This is a genomic window from Allofrancisella frigidaquae, assembly GCF_012222825.1.
Lineage (GTDB): Bacteria > Pseudomonadota > Gammaproteobacteria > Francisellales > Francisellaceae > Francisella > Francisella frigidaquae.
In genome coordinates, this window is sequence record NZ_CP038017.1 from 842,058 (window position 1) to 865,229 (window position 23,172).

Sequence of the window (23,172 nt, forward strand, 5' to 3'; positions counted from 1 at the left end):
AATTAGCTTTATAAAAAAATTAGCACTTAGGAAGTGTTACTCCAAATTGACCTTGGTATTTACCACCTTTATCAGCATATGAAGTTTCGCAAGGTTCATCAGATTGAAAAAATAGCATTTGAGCAACACCTTCATTAGCATATATTTTAGCCGGTAATGGAGTTGTATTTGAAAATTCTAGGGTTACATATCCTTCCCACTCTGGCTCAAGTGGCGTTACATTTACAATAATACCACACCTTGCATAAGTAGACTTACCAAGACATACTACTAGCACATCTCTAGGTATTTTAAATTTCTCAACGGTACGTGCTAAAGCAAATGAGTTGGGAGGAATAATACAAACATTCCCTTTAAAATCTACAAAGTTCTTATCACTAAAATCTTTAGGATCAACTATAGATGAATTTATATTTGTAAAAATTTTAAACTCATCTGCACAACGTACATCATACCCATAGCTTGACGTTCCATAAGAAACTATTTTTTCACCATTTACTATTTTAACTTGCCCTGCCTCAAAAGGTTCTATCATGTTTTGTTCTTGGGACATTTTTTTAATCCATTTATCTGATTTAATTGTCATTTTTACTCACTTATTTTTCTAATTTAACGCCAATAGAATCCAAGCTACTTGCTTTAGGTAACTTTTGTATTTCATGTAATAAACTTTCAGCTACTGTTAGATAGCTTATAGTTATACTATCGTTTTTCTCTAGACTTACATATGGTTTACCGTGATCTGAATTTTCTCTGATATCTTTATGCAAAGGTAAACTTCCTAAAAATTCAATATTGTTTTTACCACAAAGTAAATGAGCACCATCCTCACCAAAAATATGCTCACTATTACCACATTTTGGACAAATGTAATAGCTCATATTTTCTACTATACCTAAAGTTTTAATATCCACTTTTTCAAACATTGCTATTGCACGTTTAGCATCTATTAAGGATAAATCTTGGGGTGTAGTTACAATCACAGCACCTGTTACAGGCATATTTTTCGATATGGTCAATTGGATATCCCCTGTTCCAGGTGGTAAATCTAAAAATAGATAATCTATATCCTGCCAATCGGTATCATTAAGAAGTTGCATTAATGCTCGCGAAACTATAGGACCCCGCCAAATTACAGCGGATTCTGGATCAATTAGGTTACCGATTGATATCATCTTTACACCATATCGCTCTAAAGGAATAATTTTTTTCTTATCTGTAGTTTTTGGATTATCTTTAAGATTTAGTAAAGTTGGCTGGCTAGGGCCGTAAATATCAGCGTCTAAAATACCGACTTTGGCTCCCATCTTAGCAAAAGCTACGGCCAGATTAGTTGTGACAGTTGATTTACCAACTCCTCCTTTGCCTGAAGCAATTAGGATAATATTTTTTATATTAGGTAGTAACTTTTGTCCAGGTTGGACTTTCTTTTTTTCAACGTTCTCTATCTTTTTCATGCAATTAATTTTCTATAATTTGATGACATTATACTTTATTAGTTTTATTTTAAAAAGGTAGTTAAAATTGTTTTTTTTGGTCTAAAGACTAAGAAATATAGGTTAACCTATCAAAAATTAAGTCAACCTAACATATATAGTAGACCTCACATATGTTAAAATTCCTATAGATTCTGAAATTATTTTTTTAACGTTAGGTACGCGTTGTTCTATAAATGGAAAATTTTTTATTAAGTTTGGTATATATTTTAGAGGCAAACATCATTCTGTTTGTTTGCCAAGTATTCACTATAATTGTTGTTCTGAAGCTTATCGTTGATAAAAAATCAGCCTCAAATATATTAGCTTGGCTTTTAGCGATCTTATTTATTCCATATATAGCTATTCCCTTCTTTTTTATATTTCAGCGTAAAGATAGACGGAGTTTTTGGCAAAAAGAAGCTATGAGTATACGTCAGCCTTCTTTAGAAAATATTTGTATTAAAGGTGATACTGCTTATAGAAACCTTCCTACAGATATTATAAATGTTTTTTCAAATCTTGAGCTGCCTACTTTAACAGCTAACAATTCTTTTGAAATATATACTGATGGTGTAAGCTCATACAAAGCTTTTATTGAAGCTATAAATTCTGCTAAAACAAATATATATATACAAACATATGTCTTTAAATACGACACAACCTCTAGATTAATACTCAATGCGTTAGAGAAAAAAGCCTCTTGTGGTGTAGAAATTAAAATAATGATAGATGCTTTAGGATCCTTTTATGTTTACCGTCATAATAGGAGAATATTCAGTAATTTACGTAAGTTAGGTGCTAAAGTTGTTTTTTTTATGCCTATACTAATAAATCCTTTACGTAACTACATTAATTATCGTAACCACCGTAAAATTTACATTTTTGATAACCATACAGTATTTAGTGGCGGTATGAATATTGGCGATGAGTATATGAGCCCTATAGAGCATGAAGGAATGTGGGATGATTTATTATTTAAAATTCAAGGAGAATCTTTAGTATACTTTCTAAAAGTTTTTTGTTCAGATTGGCATTTCGCAACAAGTGAAGAATTAGACTTTAAAATAAAAAATAATGTTAAAGAAAAATGCTTTACCCAGGTTATCCCATCTGGTCCAGATATGCAGCGAGACCAGCTATATGCTGGCTTAATTACAGCAATAAGCTCAGCAAAAAACAGACTATGGATTATTACACCATACCTAATACCCTCAGCTGATTTGTTTCAGGCAATAGTACTTGCTAAACGCAGAGGCATAGATGTCAAAGTTATAACTCCTAAACAGTCAAATCATAAAATAGTTGATAAAGCTAGAACTAGCTATATCAGAGAACTACTTAATTGCAATATTGAAGTGCATTTTACAAAAAATATGGTTCATGCAAAAGCTGTTTTGATAGATGAAAATATAGCCATGCTTGGTTCTGTAAACCTTGATAATCGTAGTCTATTTTTAAATTATGAACTAACTACATTTATTTATACTCCTAAGCAAGTACTAAAGTTATATAAGTGGGCAGAAAAAATTATTGGAGATTCAAGTCAAGATACATCTCATATAACTAATAAACGAAGTAGTTTAATAGTAGAAAGTATTATGAAAATACTTACTCCTTTGATGTAAACTAAACTCTCTGTTCTATAGCAAACTTTTCTTTTAGAGTTTCTAGAACTTTTTCTGTATTTTCTAGAATTATTTTCTCATCTAAAGTTTGATTATTATCTTGGAAAAGCACACTTAGAGCTATACTTTTTTTAACATTTGATTGCTCTTGATAGATATCAAAGATATTTATATCTTTTAAGATAGTCATATTTAATTCGTTAATAGCATTTATAATATCGCTAGCTAAAACATCTTTACCAACTAGAAATGAAATATCTCTAGATACTGATGGATATTTAGAAATTTTTTCAAAACTAGGAATTTCTTTTTGAGTTAAAATATCTAAATCTAGTTCAAAAACTATAGGAGCTTTTGCTTTGATTTGAAAGGTTTTAAGTACTGATGGATGGATCATTCCAATAGTTCCTACTTTCTTACTTCTAGCTAAGATGTAGGCAGACTGGCCTGGATGTAACCAGTGAATATCATCGCAAACCTCAAAACTTAAGTTACCTACATCATTACATAATGCTTCGACATCTGATTTCATATCAAAAAAATCTACTTTTTTAGGGTTAGACCAATTAATATTCAAAAGGTCACCATAAGCTAATCCAGCAATTCTATTAAGCTGACTTCTTTGATTGTCTTTTAACTTAAAGCAAGCACCCTTTTCAAATATTCTTACTCTATTTTGCTGACGAGAGATATTTACTTTAAAAGTATTTAATAATCCTGGGATAAGAGATTGTCTCATTACAGATAAATCTTGCGAAATAGGGTTTTGTATAGTTACTCCTCTACTATCAAAGAAAAATTCGTCATATTTAGGATCGATAAAACTATAGTTAATAATTTCATGGTAACCTCTATCGATAAGTCTAGATTCTAAAATTTCTACCGCCTGTCTACTTTCTGAAATATTTACTTTAGATGCTCGATATAAAGGCATAGTTTCTGGTAAATTTGAATATCCATAAACTCGAGCAACCTCCTCTATCAAATCTTCAGGAATTTCCATATCAAAACGATATGATGGAGGAGTCACCTCCAAGCAACATTCATCTGTTTTTTTGGCTTGCATATGCAATGCTGTAAGTACGTTAAGCACATAATCAATTTCAAAATCCGTACCTAAAACTCTATTTAGCTTTTTGATACATAAATTTATAGTAATTTGTTTATTTAAAAACTCTAAATCTTCTTGACAAGAAATTTCACCAACTTTTCCACCAGCTATATCAGTTATTAGCTGTATAGCTAACTTCATAGCAGATTTAGCAAGCTTAGGGTCAACACCTCTTTCAAACCTATGTGATGAATCTGTATGTAAATTATATTTACGAGCTTTACCTGCTATTTTCTCTGGCACAAAAAAAGCACTTTCTAAGAATATATTTTTAGTATTAGCTGTAATAGATGAATCTAAGCCACCCATAACTCCAGCTATTGCTAAAGCTTTTTTCTCATCAGCTATCACAAGAGTGTCGCTATCTAATACAACCTTTGTATTATCTAAAAGAGTTAACTCTTCTTGGTCGTTTGCATACCGAATATTAATACCACCGTCTAACTTATCTAGGTCAAAAGCATGCATTGGTTGACCTAAAAGTAACATTATGTAATTCGTAACATCTACAAATAAAGAAATACTACCAATTCCGCTTCTTCTAAGTTTTTCTTGCATCCATAAAGGTGTAGTAACTGAAGTATCAACATCTCTTATAATACAACCATAATAACTTTTACAAGCATCTAAAGCAGTTATCTTGATATCTTTAGCATCTTGTATTTGAGATTTTGGTTCAACTATTTCAATAGTTTTTAATTGTGATTTTGTCAGAGCCGAAACTTCACGAGCTATGCCATAGACACTTAAGCAATCTGCCCTATTTGGTGTCAAATCGACTTCTATAATATTATCGTCTAAATTAAGGTATTTATTAATATCTTCACCGACAGGAGCATTTTGTGGTAAATCCATTAAACCATCAGCATTTTCTGCCAAACCAAGCTCTTGTTCTGAACACATCATTCCAAAAGATTCTTGGCCTCTTAATTTGGATTTTTTAATTTTAAAGTCACCCGGTAACACAGCCCCTATTTTTGCCACTGGCGCTTTCATACCTTCATAGATATTTTTAGCACCACAAACTATTGTTAAAGGCTCTAGTTCAGCAACGTCTACTGTGCAAACATTTAATTTCTCTGCATCAGGGTGTTTTGTAATAGTTTTTATTTGACCAATTACAACATTACTGACTTTTTCAGTAACTACTGCTTCTACAGCGTCAACTTCTAAGCCTGCCAATGTCAGTGTGTCTGCTAGGTCTTGACTACTTTGAGTAGCATCTAGATACTCATTTAACCAATTATGACTAAATTTCATTTGTAAAATCTCCTAAAGATGTTGATTTAAAACATCTGCAAAATAAATAACTTAATTACAGCGTATTATTCTATATATAAAATAATATTTCAAATCTACTAACGTAAACTTTTAAATTTAAAATAATAACTCATGCTATTATAACAACATATATCTGTGTGTAAATTTTGTATTAACAAATTTTCTAAAATGTCACATGAATTGGTCTTAAATTTGGTGTTTACTTTTGTAAATTATTTAACTTTATGTTATTTCTATTTAGTTGAGTGGTTCAAATAAAGAAGGAAATATAAATGAGAAAATACGAAGTACAAGATAGAGAAACTGGAAATTCAATAGAAGTATTTAACTCTTATGAAGAGGCTAAAAATGCGTTAGAAGAGTACGAATCTCAAGATGAGAATGGTGGGGTATACGAAGAAGACTTGTATGTTATAGTTGAAGTTGATGAACCGTTATAAAAATAATCTATATAATTGCGATCTAAAACCATTTTTTAATGTCATATACTAAAATCCACCTAGAATTATAAGGTTGCTGTAAAAATCCTAGATAAGGTTCTACTTTATGGTAGGCTTTCGTTTGAAAATATTAATTTTTTACACTACAAGAGTTAATATTTTCAAGTAGTCAACTAACAAACTAAGGGGGATTAGTTATGACTTACAACAACGACAATAACAATACAAAAAAAAGTAGGACAGAGATAAGTGAAGAAGCTGCTCAAACTAGAAAAGAGCATAATCCCGATGCTTTCTCTGAAATGGGTAAAAAAGGAGCTCAAGAAAGGCACAATAAATCATCAGAAGAAGAAAGTGAAATAGCTAAAAAAGCTGCTCAAACTAGAAAAGAGCATGATCCTGATGCTTTCTCTGAAATGGGTAAAAAAGGAGCTCAAGAAAGGCATAATAAATCATCAGAGGAAGAAAGTGAAATAGCTAAAAAAGCTGCTCAAACTAGAAAAGAGCATGATTCTGAAACATCTTCTGTCGGTAATAACAAAGGTGGTACCAACCAAAACCAAAATGAAGATGAAGATGAAGATGAAGATGATAACAAAAACAAAGGCAATAAATAAAGGGGCTGTTGCAAGCTGGAGTTAGATGGGAGGTAACAAGGCAAAAATATTCAATTTCAGTTTGCAACAGTCCCATAAATTACAAAATCTGAAGTATGCCAGTAATCAACTTTAGTAAAAATTCTTTTACTGGTTTTTTTCAGCATTTTCTACCCAATTAAATAGTCTATCTATAAGCTAACTACTCTTCTTAAAACTGCTTTAAAAATCTTAGATCATTTTCAAAGAACATTCTTAGATCATCTATTCCATATCTAAGCATAGAAAGCCTTTCAACTCCCATACCAAAGGCAAAACCTTGGAATTTAGTAGAGTCTATAGAACCTGATTTTAAAACTTTAGGGTGAACCATGCCGCAACCTAATACTTCTAGCCACCCTGTATTCTTGCAAACCCTACAACCAGAGCCTCCACATATAACACACTCTATATCAGCTTCTGCTGAGGGTTCAGTAAATGGAAAATAAGAAGGCCTAAACCTTACTTTTAGATCTTTTTCAAAAAATGAACTTAAAAAAGCATGTAATAAACCTTTTAAGTCTGCAAAAGATACATCTTTTTCAACTAGTAGACCTTCTACTTGATGAAACATCGGTGTGTGAGTAACATCAGAATCACAGCGATATACCCTACCTGGAGCTATAATTCTGATTGGTGGCTCCTGCTTTTCCATAGTACGAATTTGTACACCAGATGTATGTGTTCTAAGAACATGAGATTGATCAATATAAAAAGTGTCATGCATAGCACGAGCTGGATGATGTGAGGGAATATTTAATGTTTCAAAATTATAATAATCACTTTCTATTTCAGGTCCAAATTCTATACCAAAGCCGTTTTGTTTGAAAAAAGATTCTATTCTATTTAATGTTTTTGTAACAGGATGAAGAGAGCCTTGGCTTTGCCCTACTCCTTTTAAAGTCACATCTATTTTTTCTTGTGCTAGTTTTTGATTAATCTCTTGTTCTTCAAAAAAAGCTAGTTTTGTATTTATAGCATCCTGCAAAGCTTGTTTAGCAACATTTACAGCTTGGCCAAGTTTAGGCTTTTCTTCATTTGGTAATGAGCCTATCATTTTCATCATATCAGTTAGCTCACCTTTTTTACCAAGGTATTTAACACGTATATCATCGACAGATTTTCTATCTGTGACAAGGTTAAGCTCATCAAGAGCTTTTTCTTTCATTTGCTCTACTAGTTGCATACTTATTTCCATTTAAAAACTTATCGATATTATAGACAAAAAATATTTTTATTAAAATTCTAAAACTTATAAAATTAAGCTTTTAGCTAGTTTTCTCATGGACAGATAAATATTAACAAATTATAAAAAATTATATTTTTTGAGAAAAATTTTTAAAAATCTAATTTTGAATCATTCTATTGAGTGTTTTACCAATCAAAAAAGCAACTACTGCAAAAACTATAGCTATCAAGGATATATATCCAAATAACTCTTGGTATTTATGAAAACTCTCTATAGTCATCTGAGTTGAAAATCCTACGTCAGTATCGTATTTTATACCAGTGGTAACAGCTTGAGCGATAGTTGTACCTATCTTTATACCTATAGCTGAAGTGATAAACCAAGTTCCCATTGCAAATCCTGTAACCCTTTCAGGTAATAGTTTAGCCATTAAAGATAAACCTAAAGCAGATATTAATAGTTCACCAGATGAGAAAAATATTGTTATTGCTAAAACTTCCCAAAGCATACTTACTTTCGCAGTTGGATCATTAACTAAACAAGCTAAAAACATGCTTCCATAAGCAAATCCACAAAGTAAAATACCCAAAGCAAACTTAAATGGTAAGGTTAAATCTCTACTTCCTAATCTAGTGTAAACAAAAGCTAATATTGGAGATAAAATTATAATACCCGCTGTATTTAAAACCCCAGGTATTGTTTGTGGATTAACAGTGTAACCAAAAAGGTTTAAGTTAACGTGGTGAACGTTAAACAAAAAGAAAGAAGTTGCTTTTTGCTGATAAATTACAAAGAAAAGTACTGCATAAACCAAAAGTATAATAGCAGCTAGAATTTTCTTTTTAGATTGAGGATCTTTTTCTACATATATTTGAAACGCAAAGATCCCAAAAATAAGTCCAGCACCAAACCATAGTATATAATTTATCGTGTCATTTGTTTGTAAAATAAAACTAAGTCCAGCAATAGCAAGTATAAAAACAAATACTATAAGTACTGTTTTGAGCGTACCTACACCTGTTAAACCAATTTCATTATCAATATTTTTTATACTTGAATAACTAACCAAGCTGTTTAAAATTCCTATTGCAAAACCAATTGAGCAAACTCCATACGCAACAGTGTATCCATAGTTTGTAGCTAAAATAGGAACTAATAAAGACGCTGATAGAGAACCCATATTTATAGACATATAAAAATAAGTGTATACAGAATCTAGCTTTCTTTTATCTGTATACATTTTAGATATTAAATTTGTAGGTGCTGGTTTAAACAAGGATGAACCAACTATAATACATGCTAAACTAAAGTATACATAACTACTTATACTTTGTATAAAGGGACTAAGAGCTAAGCTAAAGTATCCAATTAAAAGAAATATAGACCCTAAAAACATGGTCTTTTTTATACCGAAAACTTTATCTGCAACAAAACCACCTACAGCATTAAAAACATAGGTTAATGATGCAAAACCACCAAACAATAAAACTGCGTTTTTCTCGGTAAAATTAAACCCATACTTACTCATAAAAAATAATATAGCTGTGTAGCTAAAACCGTAATACCCAAATCTTTCAAAAAATTCGAAAAAACATAAAAGGAAAAAAGGATTTTGTTTCTTAATATTTATCATAACTTTTGTATATCTAATTTTAAGTGATTATTTATTATAACATTTTATTGTCGAGTTTTTGATAATTCTTTTTACCATTAGTTGCTTTAAGCCTTTGCTAGATTGTGCTCTAAACGTTTATCTTGATTCCAAAATAGAACCTCATTAGGAGTTAAATAAATTAAACATTTTTTAGTTTTATTATTCAAGTTAATTTGCAATTTTCTAATGTACTAATGGGAGACGCTGCTTTGCCTAAAACAATGAATATGAGTTAATTGAAAAAATGGTGTCATAACTATTCAACTTGAAAATAATAATGGTAAACTGAAAGTAGATTGGCATTATATCGGTCATGAAAAATTTAAAGTTTCAAAACTAAAAATTGTAAATATGAACAAGGATTTAGAACACGATGCTTGAGCTGAAAAAATTACAAAACTGTAGCTTACCCAACTATGATAGATCTCAACTAAAGACAGGAATACTACATATTGGAATTGGTGCTTTTCATAGAGCTCACCAAGTATATTACGTAGATAAATTACTTAATTGTAATGATAAAGATGCTCTTAATTGGGGCTATATTAGTGGCACTATCAGAAGTAATAAAAAGCTTATTGATAACCTTCGCTTAAATGATTGTATGTACACTCTTTCAACTAATGATGAAAACGGTACTAGCAATAAAATTATTGGAGCCTTGAAAGAAGTATATTTTGCTGGTAATGGGCAATCGCAAGGACTTATAGATAAAATCCGTACTAAAGAAATAAAAATAATAACCTACACAGTAACTGAAAAAGGTTATTACGTAGATTTATCTACACAAAAATTAAATCTTGAAAGTCCAGATATTATTTATGACCTTAAAAATTTTAATACACCTAAAACAGCTATAGGTATTACTGTTGCTGGTCTATATAAACGTTGGCAAGAAAATGGTCACCCCGCAACTTTGCTTAGTTGTGACAATATGCCTAATAATGGTAAAATCCTTAAACAAGCTATATTAGATTTTTCAAATAAAATAGATAAAAATTTGGTTAGCTGGATAAAAAGTAACTGTAGTTTTCCTAGTTCAATGGTAGATAGAATAGTTCCTGCTGTAACTGAACAAACTATTGAAAACATCGCTAATATGATTGGACAAAAAGACTTATCAGCTGTTGCTACGGAGAAATTTTCTCAGTGGGTGATTGAAGATAAATTTGCTAACGGACGCCCTACTCTAGAGAAAGTAGGAGTTGAGTTTGTAAAAGATATAGAACCTTTTGAAAAACTCAAGCTTACTATGTTAAATGGCAGTCATAGCTTAATTGCTTATTTAGGAGCATATGCTGGGTTAAAAACTGTTGATGAGGTTATTGCTAAGCCTGAATTTTATAATTTTATTAAAAAATATATGTTAGAAATAGCAGCACCCTTAGTAGATGGTTTACCCGAAAACGTTTCAACTTTAGAGTATGCTAATAAATTATTACATCGTTTTGCTAATCCACATTTAAAACACAAAACTGAGCAAATAGCGATGGACGGCTCTAAAAAAATTCCTCAAAGGTGGCTAGGCTCGTTGAAAAAATTAATACAGAATAATCACAAATTTGACATTATAGCAGTGGGTTTAGCTGGCTGGATATTATTTAATTCTGGTAAGAATGAAATAGGCGAAAATATTGGAATATCTGATCCACTGGAAGAAAAATACTTCTTTATTTATCAAAACAATAGCACTATTGAAAAAATAGTTAATGAATTTATTAACCTTGAGGAAATATTCTCAAAAGAGCTTTCTACCAATAAAACACTAGTGGAAAAAGTAATTTATTATACAAAAGAAATTGGCTCAAAAGGCGTATTACAAGTAATTAAAACGTTTAAGTTTAGAGGTATAAAATGATAGAGTCATGGCGATGGTTCGGTCCAAATGATCCTGTATGTATCGAAGATATTATGCAAACTGGTGTTACAGATATAGTAACTGCCCTACATCACATCCCTAATGGTCAAGTTTGGTCTATAGATGAAATTAAAAAAAGACAATCTGAGGTAGAAAATTCGACTAAATTAGGTAAAACTAACTTAACCTGGTCAGTTGTTGAAAGTATACCCGTTCATGAAGACATTAAAAAAGGTAAAGTTACTCGCGATAAGTATATAGAGAACTACTGTCAGAGTATTCGTAACTTAGCTAAATGTGGTATTAAACTAATAATATATAACTTTATGCCTGTTCTAGATTGGACGCGTACAGATTTGGATAAAAAAACCGCTACTGGTGCAAAGACTTTATCTTTTGATGAAATTGCTTTTGCTGCTTTTGATATCCATATTTTAAAAAGAAAAGATGCTAATAAAGATTATAAACCTAAAATCGTGTCTCAAGCTAAAGCATATTTTGAAAACATGAGTCAAAGTGAAATCAACACACTTACAAAGAATATTATTGCTGGTCTACCAGGTGCTGAGGAAAGTTTCTCTTTAGAACAATTCCAGGCAGCACTTGATGAATATAGAGGTATTGATAAAACAAAGCTACGTGAAAATTTAGTATATTTTCTAGAAAGGGTTATATCTGTTACTGAAGAAGTTGGAGCTAAGCTTGCGATCCACCCAGACGACCCGCCATTTGAATTGTTTGGTTTACCTAGAATTATTAGTACTATAGAAGATTATGACTGGTTGTTTAAAACTATACCATCTATGGCCAATGGTATAACCTTTTGTGCCGGTTCGCTGGGCTCTAGATGGGATAATAATTTGCCACTTATGGCTAAAAAAATTGGTAGAAGAATTTACTTTACCCATTTAAGAAATGTATCTCTTGATCTAGATAGTCGTAGTTTTTACGAAGCTGAGCATTTATGTGGTAATACTGATATGTATGCTTTAATAAAAGAAATTCTTAAAATTGAAAAAGATTCTAATCCTATATATATGCGTCCTGACCACGGTCAACAAATGTTAAGTGATTTGGATAAAAAAACAAATCCTGGATACTCCTGCATTGGACGGATGAAAGGTCTTGCAGAAGTACGTGGTGTTGCATATGCTGTTAAAAAAGAGTTAGAAAATGGGAAATAAATTACTAGCTATTGGTGAATGCATGCTAGAGCTTAGTGGCAAAATTCAGCTAGGTTCGCACGCTAAACTAAACTTTGGTGGAGATGTTTTAAATACAGCCCTTTATTACTCTAGATTAGGTGGAGAAGTTTCTTTTTTTACAGCTTTAGGTGACGATGACTTTTCTAGTCAAATGATAAGCCAATGGCAAAGTGAAAATATCGATACATCTACGGTTTTAAGGCTTAAAAATACAGTACCTGGTCTATATGCTATCCAGACAGATGATTTTGGAGAAAGAAGTTTTTATTACTGGAGAGAGCAAGCACCAATAAAACAACTTTTCCAACATGTTACAAAAGATCAGTTAAATAGTTACATTAACAATTACCAATATCTGTATTTCTCTGGAATTTCGTTATCAAGGTGGGACGAAAGCCAATTGGAAATTTTTATTAGCTGGTTAAAAGAATTTAAAAATGCAGATTCTAATAAACAAATTATTTTTGATTTAAATTATCGCCCTAAATGTTGGCAATCAAAAGATCAAGCTAAAATTTACCTAAAAAAAATCCTTAAATATATAACTATAGTTATAACTACTTTTGAGGATGAACAGTTATTATTTGATGATACAGACTATCAGCAGACTTTAGTTAGATATAACAAAGCTGGTATCGAAACTATCGTAATTAAGCGTGGTGTTAAATCTACTGTTGTTTTAGCTAAAAGTGAGATAATATTAGTAAATACAGATATGGTTAAACCTATAGATACAACCGCAGCTGGAGATAGCTTTAATGCAGCCTTTTTAGCCGGACTTGATCATAACATAGGTATACAAAATAGTGTTAAATTTGCACAAAGTTTTGCTGCTGAAATCATACAACATCATGGAGCTATAATAGACAAAAAATATACAGATACCTATGTAGAAATTCTAAAGGAGCTTTAAAATGTCATTAGAAAATATCTTAAAAAAGAACCCTCTAATACCAGTCGTCGCTGCTGATACAACAGATCAAGCAAATAACATTTTATATAAACTTCGTAATAAAAATATAAAAATCGTTGAGTTTACTCTTAGAACACCTAATGCATTAGAAGTTATTAAAGAAGTTATTCAGAGTAATGAAGATTTTGTTATAGGCGTTGGAACTATTACAACTTTAGAGCAATTAAGAAAATGCTCACTCTTAGGTGCAGATTTCTTAGTTTCTCCTGGAACAACTATAGAAATGCTAAAATTTGCTAGAGACCATAACCTTCCTTACGTGCCCGGAGGGGTTACAGCTTTTGAAATAATGACTATATTAGAATATAGATTTAATGTTATAAAACTCTTTCCTGCTGAAATAGTTGGTGGAATAAATCTCCTAAGAACTTACCAAGCTGTTTTCCCTCAAGTTAAATTTTGTGCTACTGGTGGAATTAATACAACCAATAAAGATAAATACCTTAATCAAGAGAATGTTATAGCTATAGGAAGCTCATCACTAGTGTAGAAGGAGAGAAAATGCTAAGTGACAACGTATTAATGCCTATTGATAAACAAACTAGAGAAATTGCTCTTGAAATTTATCAATATATTAAGGATTTACCAATAATTAGTCCACATGGGCATACTGATCCAATTTGGTTTGATGAAAATAAGCCTTTTGAAAACCCTGTAGAATTACTTATAAAGCCTGATCATTATATTTTTAGAATGTTTTATTCTCAAGGCCTTAGATTAGAGGATTTTGGTATCTCTCGTAAAGATGATAAATCAGTAGAAACAGATCCTAAAAAAATATGGCAAAAAGTTGCAGAAAATTGGTACTTATTTAGAGCCACCCAGGTTGGTTTATGGTTTGACGCGCAACTTAAAAATGTTTTTGGTTATAACAAAACTTTAACCCCAGAAACAGCTGATGAGCTATATGAGCACATAAATAATTGTTTAAAACGAAAAGATTTCCTACCTAGAGAAATATGTAAAAGATTTAACATAAAAGTTATAGCTACTACTGATAATGTTGATGATGACCTTCAATCTCATAGAAATATAGCAAACTCTGATTTTGATTGTAAGATAATACCTACGTTTCGACCAGATACTGTTACAAATCCTGAGCTACATCCTGTGCATAAAAATATTAAAAAATTAGCCAAAAAACTAAATACAGAAATAGCATCATATGAAGATTTTCTAAAGGTTTTAAGAGAACGTAGAGAATTTTTTAAATCAAATGGTGCGACAGCTTCAGATCATGGTATTAGTATACCTAAAACATATGATCTAGATAAATCTGAATGTAAAAGTTTGTTTAAAAAAATACTAACTAATATAGCTTCTGATAAAGAAAAAAGAATTTTTAGTGGTCAAATGCTTACAGAAATGGCCAAAATGGCAACAGACGATGGATTAGTAATGCAAATTCATGCTGGCGTATTTAGAAACCATAATCCACGTATTCATAGAAAATTTGGTAATGATAAAGGATGTGATATTCCAGTTAAATGTGATTATGTAAATGGCTTACATCCTCTTTTAAGTAAAGTAGGTAACAACCGTAATTTTAAAACGGTGTTATTTACTATGGATGAATCTACTTATACTCGTGAGCTGGCTCCATTAGCTGGGCATTATCCAAGCGTGTTTTTAGGTCCACCATGGTGGTTTAATGATTCTGCGGAAGGTATGAAAAAGTTTAGACATGCTGTCACAGAAACAGCTGGTTTTTATAATTGTTGTGGTTTTATAGATGATACTCGTGCCCTACTGTCTATACCTGTTAGGCACGATATAGCTAGACGTGTAGACGCTAACTATCTAGCTGAAATGGTTATGTTAGGAAGATTATCAAAAGCTGACGCTTTAGATGTAGCTTATGATTTAACATATACGCAATCTATCAAAATCTTTAACTTAGACATTTAACATCTAATATCTAATATGGAGAATGAAATAGTGAACAATCAGAAATCTACTTCTACTAAATTTTACGTGGCTATTGTAGTAGCTGTAGCTGCTATTGGGGGACTATTATTTGGTTTTGATACTTCAATTATTGCAGGAGCTACGCCTTTTATTCAAAAAGAGTTCACAGCTGAACACTGGCAAATAGAGATAGTAGTTAGCTTCTGTGTTTTAGGGGCTTTTTTTGGAGCTCTTACTAGTGGTTACTTTACTGATAAGTTTGGACGTAAAAAAGCAATGATTGCTACTAGTTTACTTTTCATAATAGGTACTTTGATAGCAGCTTTGGCTCCTAATATTGGATTTTTAGTTTTAGGACGTTTTATGTTAGGGTCTGCGATTGGTGTAGCTTCGTATGCAGTACCATTATTTATTGCAGAAGTTGCTCCAGCATCTAAAAGAGGCTCTCTTGTACTTTGGAATGGAGCTTTTTTAACAGGTGGTCAAGTAATCGCTTTTATAGTTAACTATTTACTTACAGCTAGTGGTGATTGGCGTGTAATGATAGCTACAGGTCTAATTCCTGCAATCCTACTATTTATAGGTATGTGCTTTATGCCATATTCTCCAAAATGGCTATTTTCTCAAGGTAGAAAACATGAGGCTCGTGAAACCTTGATAAAGATTCGTGGAACTGAAGGTGATGTTCTAGAAGAGTTAAAAGCAATCCAAAATAACTTGGAGAAATCAGTAAAGACAAAATTTTCTGCAATTTTTGATAAAAAAGTACGCCCAGTACTTTATATAGGTTTAGCTCTTGGTATTTTCCAACAGTTCTTTGGTATCAATACAGTTATGTATTATGGTCCATATATAATGTCTAACATAGGCTTTGAGGGCGCTGAAACTAAAATGTTGATGACTTTAGCATTAGGCCTAGTTAACTTTATAGCTACTATTGTAACAATTATATTTATAGATAGGTTAGGTAGAAGAAGATTTTTATTAATAGGTTCAGCTATGGCAGCAGTAAGTTTGTTTAGTATGATTTATTTATTAAATGATGATTCTTCTGGTACAACAGCAATTTTAGCTTTAATATGTCTATTGATATACGTGGTTGGTTATTGTATAAGTGTAGGTTCACTATTTTGGTTAATTATATCGGAAATATTTCCTTTAAATGTACGTGGTTCTGCTATGAGTTTTGTAGCTTCAATACAATGGTTAGCCAACTTTGTTGTTGCTGCAACATTCTTAACTATATTAACAGCTTTAGGAGTTTCATTTACATTTGGTATGTATGCTTGTATAGCCACCTTAGCGTTTGTAATTACATACTTTTTTGTTCCAGAAACAAAAGGAGTATCTCTTGAAACTATAGAAGATAATTTAAACAAAGGTGTACCGACTAAACATTTAGGGAGGTCTGACTAGGTTACACCATTCAAAGCAACAAATTTATACTTACAGAATAATTTAAGGGGGCCTCGTTATGCTTCAAGCAACAGAAAAAAATACGTTTGGTGAATTTCGTAACTATACAGACAGTAAATTCCAAAATAGAGTAGAAAGAACTTATAAAGAGATGCATACCAACCAATCTCTAGAGTATGTTCAACAAATGAAAAATAAATACTTTAAGCTTGAGTTAGGTAATATGGATGTTTATGAGGTCTTTAAATTACTTGAAGATGTCCATGATGAGAGTGATCCAGACAATGATCTACCTCAAATAGAACATGCTTACCAAACAGCTGAAGCTTGCCAAAATAAGCTGTTAAAAAATAATACTGAAATTAGAGAAAATGCTTTTATTAAATCGTTGTTTCGTGACCATGAGTGGCATAGTTTACCATCACAGTGGCAAGAGTTTTATACCCAAAAAGAAACTCTTACAAATTTATATAGTCACATTACAGATTGGTCATGGTTTCCTCTAATAGGATTCATACATGATCTAGGCAAAATTATGACTTTACCTAAATATGGTGGGCTTCCTCAATGGTCTACTGTTGGAGATACTTATCCTGTGGCGTGTCCTTTCGCTAAGGCCAATGTATTTTCTCACAAAGAGTTCATTAAGGGCTCTAAAGACTATAATAAATACAATACAGAAACAAACTCCCATTACGGCATCTATGAAAAAGGCTGTGGTTTTGATAAAGTTCATATGAGCTTTGGACATGATGAGTATATTTATAAAGTCTTTGAAGAAGGGAGTAACATACCTTATGAAGGTTTATATATTCTACGATACCATTCTTTTTACCCTTGGCATACACCACAAACCGGTGGTTTAGCTTACCAAGAGTTAGCTAGTGAAAAAGATTGGTTATTATTACCTTTATTGAAAGCTTTCCAAAAAGCTGATTTATACTCTAAACTACCAGAATTGCCTCCTAAGGAAATTTTAGAAGCAAAGTATAAAGCTCTTTTAAACAAATGGATTCCTAAGAAAAAAATTAACTGGTAAAAAAAGTTAGATACTGATATAATTTTAGTTCGTAAAAGTCTATATATCCTAACCGCAATATAAATCATATCCATCAAAAACAAAATTAAAATAAATATATTATAAAATTTTAAACATATCATAAAATTAATTAGTCTATTAGTAACATTATATAAATGTTCAAATAATAATCTAAATACCATCAACTACAATTAGAGGTTGCTGTTGTGAGTTTAGATTATCTGGGATTTTTAATTTAAAGTGGTTATAAGCTAAGAGTGTCGCTATTCTACCTCTAGCTGTTCTCATTATATAACCTTGTTGAATTAAATATGGTTCTATAACATCCTCTATAGTGCCCTTCTCTTCACTTAAAGCAGCTGCCATAGTATCTAAACCTACAGGCCCTCCTCCAAATTTCTCCATTAATGTAAGCAAATATTTATGATCCATGTGATCAAAACCTACTGGATCTACCTTTAACATACCTAATGCCTTATCGGCTATGTCCAGACTGATTTTACCAGAGGCTTTTACTTGAGCGTAATCTCTTACTCGTCGTAACAATCTATTTGCTATCCTTGGGGTACCACGTGAACGTTTTGCGATTTCTTTAGCACCATCATCTGTAATGTCCAAATTTAAAAGCTTAGCGGAACGATAAACAATCTTAGATAGATCTTCTATAGAATAAAACTCTAAACGTTGAATAATACCAAACCTATCTCTAAGTGGTGAAGTCAAAAGCCCTGCTCTTGTTGTAGCTCCAACTAAAGTAAAAGCAGGCAAATCAATTTTTATAGATCTAGCAGCAGGACCCTCACCTATCATGATATCAAGCTGGTAATCCTCCATTGCCGGATATAAAATTTCTTCTATTACAGGGCTTAAACGATGTATCTCATCTATAAACAAAACGTCGTTTTCTTCTAAATTTGTAAGTAAAGCTGCCAGATCACCAGCTTTTTCTAATACAGGGCCGCTAGTTTGCTTAAGTTCAACACCCATCTCATTTGCGATAATATTTGAAAGAGTTGTTTTACCCAATCCTGGTGGTCCAAATATAAGGGTATGATCAAGTGCATCATTACGACTTTTAGCGGCTTGGATAAAAATTTCCATCTGCTCACGGACATTAGGCTGACCTTCATAATCTGCTAAAGTTTTTGGTCTTATAGCCCTGTCGATAGCCTTTTCATCATTACTTTGGATAGAGTTTGCAGAAATTATTCTATCTGTTTCAATCATGTTTTAAAAAATGTTATAAAAATATAAATTTATTATAACACTTTTATTTGGCTTTTAATTTAGATTAATACGTCTATTTAGCTGTATAGCCTCCATCTATAGGTATTAAACCACCAGTCATAAATTTACTTTTATCACTTAATAAAAAATATACAAGCTCTGCTATTTCCTGAGGTTGAGCAATACGTCCTAATGGAAATTCTTGCTCTTCTGTACTATGTGCCACCTTCATTTCAATACCTTGACTATCAGCGTATCTTTTAATAGTTGATCTATATAGCTGAGTATCGACTGTTCCAGGGCAAATAGTATTAACACGAATATGGTCTTTAGCTAAATCTAAAGCTAAAGATTTTGTCATCTGAGCTATGGCTCCTTTACTTAAAGTATAGGCAAAACTATTAGGTTTGGCTATAAAACACTGATCCGAACCATTAAAAACAATCGAAGCCTCTTTCTTTAGTTTACCATTTAAAGCTTTTATTATATAAATATTTGCCCACACGTTTAGATTTATAACTTTTTGGATTTCTTCTATTTCTAAATCAAATATAGAACCTTTAATCAACATTCCTGCGTTTAAAAATATTCCATCAAAGCTAATTTCTGGAGGAAGACTTTCCATAGCTACTTTGATTTGTGAGTAATCAGTTAAATCTATCTTTATATAGTTAATATTTGGTAGGTTCAATTCTGGTTCTAAAATATCTAAATTAATAATATAGTTTTCTTCTTTCTGTAGTAACAAATCCACTACAGCCTTACCAATGCCTTTTGATCCGCCTGTAACTAAATAATTCCGCATATGTTACAAATTAAAGTCTATCATAATATAAATAATATCTGATAAACTTTGAAAAGTTTAAACATTTTGTCTAAAATTCCAATTACATAACTTAACTTATTTTATACTAGGAGAAACTAGTGGACCTAAAGGATTTTAAAATTATTGAATTATCGCACTTTGATACAAAAGCTGTCAGCTATTTTAATGATGAAGCTAGCAAACTATTATACCTAGAAAGCCCTGCTGTAAATGTATTTAGAGACTTTAAAGAACATAGAGCCTTAACTATAACTGGGGATGCGCCTTTACAGGAAGTAAAACAGAAACTTTTTGATAACCATAAAGATTTTATATTAGTTATAAACTCTGATAATCAAGTAACTGGAACTATCGGTCTTCACTATCTTGAGAGTACAGCATTACAAAAAACTGCTCAAGAAACAGGTGTGAAAATAACGGAATTAACTGCAGATGATATAAAACTTCGCATATCTAACGTAAATGCTATTCCTCACTCAATGATAAAAGATGCAAAAATAGGACATATACTGAATACTTTAATGAATACTAGCTATCATCATATAGTTGTATATGATGAAGATTCTAAAAATGAGCAATACATTCGCGGATATTTTTCTTTTAGCCACATTAAAAGGAAGCTTGGATTAGAAGTTTATCACTCATATCAAAAAGATGGTGTAGCAAACATTTCTAAGGGTATATAAATTACTACCTAAATTACTATTATCTACTTCAACTATTGAATACTACGCGGTCCGTCATCCTCGTGCTTTATAGTTCGGTAACTAATTAATAATATAGTGATACTTCAATTATGTTTTATATTGTTTTTCATTTCTGCATATTTTATGTATCATAAATTTAACTTAGTAATTATAGTATATAGTCTGATATAACTAACTTATATGAAAAAAGAGATAAGAATATGTGTACAAGTGTTTTTATAAATAAAAATGGATATAAAGTAGAAGCTAGATCTATGGATTTTCCTATTAATATAGCTTTCGAAAATGGTTGGAGTTATGTGAATGTAGAAAATACAACTGATATTGTTATAGATGCAGTTAATATACCGAAAGATCAATTAACTAGCTGGAAAAACAAATATGGCTACTTTGGTAGATTTGGCTTTGATAAGCGTATAACAGATGGTATGAATACACAAGGCTTGTCATTAAGTATTTTGTATTTACATGGTACTATTTATCCCAAATATGATCCTAAAGATAAACGTCCCGTCATTGCTATATATGATATTACAAACTTTTTACTTGCAGTTGCTAAAGATGTACCAGAAGCTTTAACATTAATAGAGAATCATCAAATTGTAAATAGTGCTGTTGAGTTAGAACCTGGAATATTTGTAACTGGGATTCCTTTACATATATCATTACGTGATAAATATGGTAATAGTGCTGTTTTAGAGTTTATAAATGGTAAGATAAAAATTTATCCCAAAGCAGGTGATGTTTTAACAAACGCTCCAACTTATGATTGGCATTTAGAAAATATTAAAGAATATAAATCCTTACTAAAACCACAAAGTAAAAGTAAATTTGCTGATAAGACTGTTAATTATAATGATGTTGCTAATAGTTCAAGACCTGAAGTAGCACAATTAATAGGTATGCCAGGTGATTTTAGTGCAGCTTCTCGTTTTATTAGAGCATATATACTTTCTAGTTTAATGCCTGAACCAAAATCAAATAGAGAAGCTTATTTTCATGCTACATCTATAATTGCAAATACATCTGTACCACCATATGAAAAATCTATGACTCTTTGGACAACTATCAAAGATTTAAATAACCTAACTATAGCATACAAAGATAATGCAGTATACCAGGGGATAGGAACAGCCGGAGTGTATGCTATGAGTATAGATAGTGGCTATGTTACTTATGATCTAAAGGCAATGAATTTTAACAATATACCACCAAGAGCTCAAGATAGCGGAATAAAGCCAACTGACCCCAATATGGTTAAACAAATTGTAAATATGGAAGATGTTGTTGGGTTAGAAAGGCAATAGACGGTTTTTTATTATCATTATTGAAATCCTCATCTACAACGGTAGAAAGCTAAATTGTATTCTCAATGTTTATATTGATTTCGAAATGTACTCCATTAGGAGTTAAATAATTTAAACATTTTTTTTGCAATATTTATAACTATTGTAGGTGTTAGAGCAAAACAACTATTTTAAAAATAGTCTTTAAAACGTCTACCTATATGAGTTTATTTTTTCAATAAGATTTTCTTTGGTTTGCTTATTCGTAAAAGCTGCTTTAGCTGCATTTATATTCATAGTAATAATATCATCTAATGATAAATTAGTTTTTTGACATGCCATTGTATATTCATCTGTTATTGTTAGATTTTGCATCATTAAACGATCATCAGTATTTAAAGCTATACTTATACCCTTATCAAACATCTTTTTAAATGGATGAACTTCAAAACTTTCTATAAAACCCAAAACTATGTTGCTAGTAATATTTGATTCAATGTGGATTTGTTTTTCTATCAGTAATTTAACAGTGTCTTCAAGTAATTGCTGGTCTTTTGTGGCAAATAAATTACACGCATGCCCTATCCTACTAGCCCCACTTTTTACAGCATCTATTATATTTTCAATAGTCGAAAACTCACCACTATGTGCTGTAAGCTTGATATTGTTTTTATTTAAAAATTCTAGAGTCTGCATTTGAGTCTCAGATAAACTACCATTTATATCCATGCCAGCAAAATCAAAGCCCACTACTTCGCTATAATTTGTACAAAGTTTTGCCAACTCAAGATTAGTTTTATCATCTAAATGATACATACCACAAACTAATATCCCTGTTTCAATAGAGTATTTCTTTTTAGCTTTTTCAAATCCCTTTATTACACTTTCTATAATTTGGTTATAAGACAACCCTTTCTCTCTATGGAAATAAGGGCAAAACCTAGCTTCAGCATAAATAACATTTTGTAAAGCATGGTCTTCTGCAAACTCAAAAGCTACTCTTTCAATAGCATCTTCTGTTTGCATCACTGCACAAGATAAATCAAATGCTTTAAAACATCTTTCAAAATCCCTTGAGGAAAATTCTTCGTAAAACCACCTGGACAAATCTTGAGGATTTTTCTGTGGTAAGTTTATATTTTGCTCATTAGCAATATCAATAACTGTATCGGCTCTTAAACCGCCATCTAAATGATCATGTAAGATCACTTTTGGGATCGAAAATATTTTATTTTGATTCATTGTATGAAATTAGCAATACCTTGTGTATTTACAATATTACTAAAATTAAAACCTTACTTACAGTAAAATTTA

At 31.3% G+C, this 23,172-nt stretch carries 20 protein-coding genes and 1 pseudogene; 12 read left to right on the top strand and 9 right to left on the bottom strand.

All coding sequences use genetic code 11. The features are described 5' to 3' along the window. Window positions 1-19 precede the first annotated feature (19 nt). Window positions 20-586 carry a dCTP deaminase gene (dcd, locus tag E3E15_RS03925; RefSeq protein WP_035719103.1) on the bottom strand — a complete coding sequence of 189 codons (567 nt, stop codon included), beginning with the start codon at window positions 584-586 and terminating at the stop codon, window positions 20-22. 10 nt (window positions 587-596) lie between these two features. Continuing rightward, complete coding sequence (locus E3E15_RS03930) at window positions 597-1,457, bottom strand: Mrp/NBP35 family ATP-binding protein (RefSeq protein ID WP_035719105.1); 861 nt, start codon at window positions 1,455-1,457, stop codon at window positions 597-599. 215 nt (window positions 1,458-1,672) lie between these two features. On the opposite strand from E3E15_RS03930, the gene cls reads away from it, so the two are divergent. Further along, window positions 1,673-3,103, top strand: coding sequence for a cardiolipin synthase (gene cls, locus E3E15_RS03935; protein ID WP_172106656.1), 1,431 nt, complete (start codon window positions 1,673-1,675; stop codon window positions 3,101-3,103). Window position 3,104: 1 nt separating this feature from the next. Here cls and pheT read toward each other — a convergent pair whose 3' ends face one another. After that, the gene (gene pheT / locus E3E15_RS03940; RefSeq protein ID WP_172106657.1) at window positions 3,105-5,474 is read right to left on the bottom strand and encodes a phenylalanine--tRNA ligase subunit beta; all 2,370 of its coding nucleotides are present in this window, start codon (window positions 5,472-5,474) and stop codon (window positions 3,105-3,107) included. A gap of 293 nt (window positions 5,475-5,767) precedes the next feature. Between pheT and E3E15_RS03945 the strand changes: the two genes are divergently transcribed. Together E3E15_RS03945 and E3E15_RS03950 are read left to right on the top strand one after the other, a co-directional pair. Next, window positions 5,768-5,935: a hypothetical protein gene (locus E3E15_RS03945; RefSeq protein WP_155960865.1), complete on the top strand. Its 168-nt coding sequence runs from the start codon at window positions 5,768-5,770 to the stop codon at window positions 5,933-5,935. Between the two features lie 197 nt (window positions 5,936-6,132). Next, the gene (locus E3E15_RS03950) at window positions 6,133-6,552 is read left to right on the top strand and encodes a hypothetical protein (RefSeq protein WP_172106658.1); all 420 of its coding nucleotides are present in this window, start codon (window positions 6,133-6,135) and stop codon (window positions 6,550-6,552) included. A 190-nt stretch (window positions 6,553-6,742) separates the two neighbouring features. Here the strand turns inward: E3E15_RS03950 and pheS are convergent, their stop codons facing one another. From pheS to E3E15_RS07985, 3 genes and pseudogenes are all read right to left on the bottom strand, one after another. Further along, window positions 6,743-7,756 carry a phenylalanine--tRNA ligase subunit alpha gene (gene pheS, locus E3E15_RS03955; protein WP_172106659.1) on the bottom strand — a complete coding sequence of 338 codons (1,014 nt, stop codon included), beginning with the start codon at window positions 7,754-7,756 and terminating at the stop codon, window positions 6,743-6,745. 160 nt (window positions 7,757-7,916) lie between these two features. Further along, window positions 7,917-9,392 (bottom strand): peptide MFS transporter, encoded by a 1,476-nt coding sequence (locus E3E15_RS03960; protein ID WP_035719116.1) that lies wholly within the window; start codon window positions 9,390-9,392, stop codon window positions 7,917-7,919. Window positions 9,393-9,501: 109 nt separating this feature from the next. Further along, a pseudogene (locus E3E15_RS07985) lies at window positions 9,502-9,604 on the bottom strand (IS30 family transposase); the annotation flags it as partial. A gap of 182 nt (window positions 9,605-9,786) precedes the next feature. Between E3E15_RS07985 and E3E15_RS03965 the strand changes: the two are divergent. The 7 genes from E3E15_RS03965 to E3E15_RS03995 are packed head-to-tail and all read left to right on the top strand — an operon-like array spanning window position 9,787 to window position 17,812. After that, complete coding sequence (locus tag E3E15_RS03965) at window positions 9,787-11,271, top strand: mannitol dehydrogenase family protein (RefSeq protein WP_172106660.1); 1,485 nt, start codon at window positions 9,787-9,789, stop codon at window positions 11,269-11,271. Further along, window positions 11,268-12,455, top strand: coding sequence for a mannonate dehydratase (gene uxuA / locus E3E15_RS03970; RefSeq protein ID WP_172106661.1), 1,188 nt, complete (start codon window positions 11,268-11,270; stop codon window positions 12,453-12,455). Before E3E15_RS03965 ends, uxuA begins: the two co-directional genes overlap by 4 nt. Beyond that, on the top strand, window positions 12,445-13,389 hold the full coding sequence (locus tag E3E15_RS03975) for a sugar kinase (protein WP_172106662.1): 945 nt from the start codon (window positions 12,445-12,447) through the stop codon (window positions 13,387-13,389). Before uxuA ends, E3E15_RS03975 begins: the two co-directional genes overlap by 11 nt. 1 nt (window position 13,390) lies before the next feature. Beyond that, the gene (locus E3E15_RS03980) at window positions 13,391-13,939 is read left to right on the top strand and encodes a bifunctional 4-hydroxy-2-oxoglutarate aldolase/2-dehydro-3-deoxy-phosphogluconate aldolase (protein ID WP_172106663.1); all 549 of its coding nucleotides are present in this window, start codon (window positions 13,391-13,393) and stop codon (window positions 13,937-13,939) included. A gap of 11 nt (window positions 13,940-13,950) precedes the next feature. After that, window positions 13,951-15,357 (top strand): glucuronate isomerase, encoded by a 1,407-nt coding sequence (uxaC, locus tag E3E15_RS03985; protein ID WP_172106664.1) that lies wholly within the window; start codon window positions 13,951-13,953, stop codon window positions 15,355-15,357. A 30-nt stretch (window positions 15,358-15,387) separates the two neighbouring features. Next, window positions 15,388-16,773, top strand: coding sequence for a sugar porter family MFS transporter (locus tag E3E15_RS03990; RefSeq protein WP_245313645.1), 1,386 nt, complete (start codon window positions 15,388-15,390; stop codon window positions 16,771-16,773). A 58-nt stretch (window positions 16,774-16,831) separates the two neighbouring features. Next, entirely contained in the window at window positions 16,832-17,812 is a 981-nt protein-coding gene (locus E3E15_RS03995) for an inositol oxygenase family protein (protein WP_172106666.1), read from the top strand. 171 nt (window positions 17,813-17,983) lie between these two features. Here E3E15_RS03995 and ruvB read toward each other — a convergent pair whose 3' ends face one another. Together ruvB and E3E15_RS04005 are read right to left on the bottom strand one after the other, a co-directional pair. After that, a complete protein-coding gene (ruvB, locus tag E3E15_RS04000) occupies window positions 17,984-19,039 on the bottom strand; it encodes a Holliday junction branch migration DNA helicase RuvB (protein WP_172106667.1) in 1,056 nt (351 codons plus the stop codon). Between the two features lie 73 nt (window positions 19,040-19,112). Further along, window positions 19,113-19,844, bottom strand: coding sequence for an SDR family NAD(P)-dependent oxidoreductase (locus tag E3E15_RS04005; RefSeq protein WP_172106668.1), 732 nt, complete (start codon window positions 19,842-19,844; stop codon window positions 19,113-19,115). Between the two features lie 119 nt (window positions 19,845-19,963). Between E3E15_RS04005 and E3E15_RS04010 the strand changes: the two genes are divergently transcribed. Both E3E15_RS04010 and E3E15_RS04015 read left to right on the top strand, forming a co-directional pair. Continuing rightward, window positions 19,964-20,551, top strand: a complete 588-nt coding sequence (locus E3E15_RS04010) for a CBS domain-containing protein (RefSeq protein ID WP_172106669.1) — start codon at window positions 19,964-19,966, stop codon at window positions 20,549-20,551. 221 nt (window positions 20,552-20,772) lie between these two features. Next, window positions 20,773-21,879 (top strand): linear amide C-N hydrolase, encoded by a 1,107-nt coding sequence (locus E3E15_RS04015; RefSeq protein ID WP_035719150.1) that lies wholly within the window; start codon window positions 20,773-20,775, stop codon window positions 21,877-21,879. Between the two features lie 192 nt (window positions 21,880-22,071). On the opposite strand, the gene add is transcribed toward E3E15_RS04015, so the two are convergent. Beyond that, window positions 22,072-23,100 carry an adenosine deaminase gene (add, locus tag E3E15_RS04020; protein ID WP_035719168.1) on the bottom strand — a complete coding sequence of 343 codons (1,029 nt, stop codon included), beginning with the start codon at window positions 23,098-23,100 and terminating at the stop codon, window positions 22,072-22,074. Window positions 23,101-23,172 lie beyond the last annotated feature (72 nt).

Bases quoted from the DNA above. Each gene is read 5' to 3' on its own strand.
- E3E15_RS03995 (WP_172106666.1), top strand. From the start codon at position 16,832: ATGCTTCAAGCAACAGAAAAAAATACGTTTGGTGAATTTCGTAACTAT.
- add (WP_035719168.1), bottom strand. From the start codon at position 23,100: ATGAATCAAAATAAAATATTTTCGATCCCAAAAGTGATCTTACATGAT.
- ruvB (WP_172106667.1), bottom strand. From the start codon at position 19,039: ATGATTGAAACAGATAGAATAATTTCTGCAAACTCTATCCAAAGTAAT.
- E3E15_RS03980 (WP_172106663.1), top strand. From the start codon at position 13,391: ATGTCATTAGAAAATATCTTAAAAAAGAACCCTCTAATACCAGTCGTC.
- E3E15_RS03945 (WP_155960865.1), top strand. From the start codon at position 5,768: ATGAGAAAATACGAAGTACAAGATAGAGAAACTGGAAATTCAATAGAA.
- E3E15_RS03965 (WP_172106660.1), top strand. From the start codon at position 9,787: ATGCTTGAGCTGAAAAAATTACAAAACTGTAGCTTACCCAACTATGAT.
- pheT (WP_172106657.1), bottom strand. From the start codon at position 5,474: ATGAAATTTAGTCATAATTGGTTAAATGAGTATCTAGATGCTACTCAA.
- pheS (WP_172106659.1), bottom strand. From the start codon at position 7,756: ATGCAACTAGTAGAGCAAATGAAAGAAAAAGCTCTTGATGAGCTTAAC.
- cls (WP_172106656.1), top strand. From the start codon at position 1,673: ATGGAAAATTTTTTATTAAGTTTGGTATATATTTTAGAGGCAAACATC.
- dcd (WP_035719103.1), bottom strand. From the start codon at position 586: ATGACAATTAAATCAGATAAATGGATTAAAAAAATGTCCCAAGAACAA.
- E3E15_RS04005 (WP_172106668.1), bottom strand. From the start codon at position 19,844: ATGCGGAATTATTTAGTTACAGGCGGATCAAAAGGCATTGGTAAGGCT.
- E3E15_RS03960 (WP_035719116.1), bottom strand. From the start codon at position 9,392: ATGATAAATATTAAGAAACAAAATCCTTTTTTCCTTTTATGTTTTTTC.
- E3E15_RS04015 (WP_035719150.1), top strand. From the start codon at position 20,773: ATGTGTACAAGTGTTTTTATAAATAAAAATGGATATAAAGTAGAAGCT.
- uxaC (WP_172106664.1), top strand. From the start codon at position 13,951: ATGCTAAGTGACAACGTATTAATGCCTATTGATAAACAAACTAGAGAA.
- uxuA (WP_172106661.1), top strand. From the start codon at position 11,268: ATGATAGAGTCATGGCGATGGTTCGGTCCAAATGATCCTGTATGTATC.
- E3E15_RS03950 (WP_172106658.1), top strand. From the start codon at position 6,133: ATGACTTACAACAACGACAATAACAATACAAAAAAAAGTAGGACAGAG.
- E3E15_RS03975 (WP_172106662.1), top strand. From the start codon at position 12,445: ATGGGAAATAAATTACTAGCTATTGGTGAATGCATGCTAGAGCTTAGT.
- E3E15_RS03930 (WP_035719105.1), bottom strand. From the start codon at position 1,457: ATGAAAAAGATAGAGAACGTTGAAAAAAAGAAAGTCCAACCTGGACAA.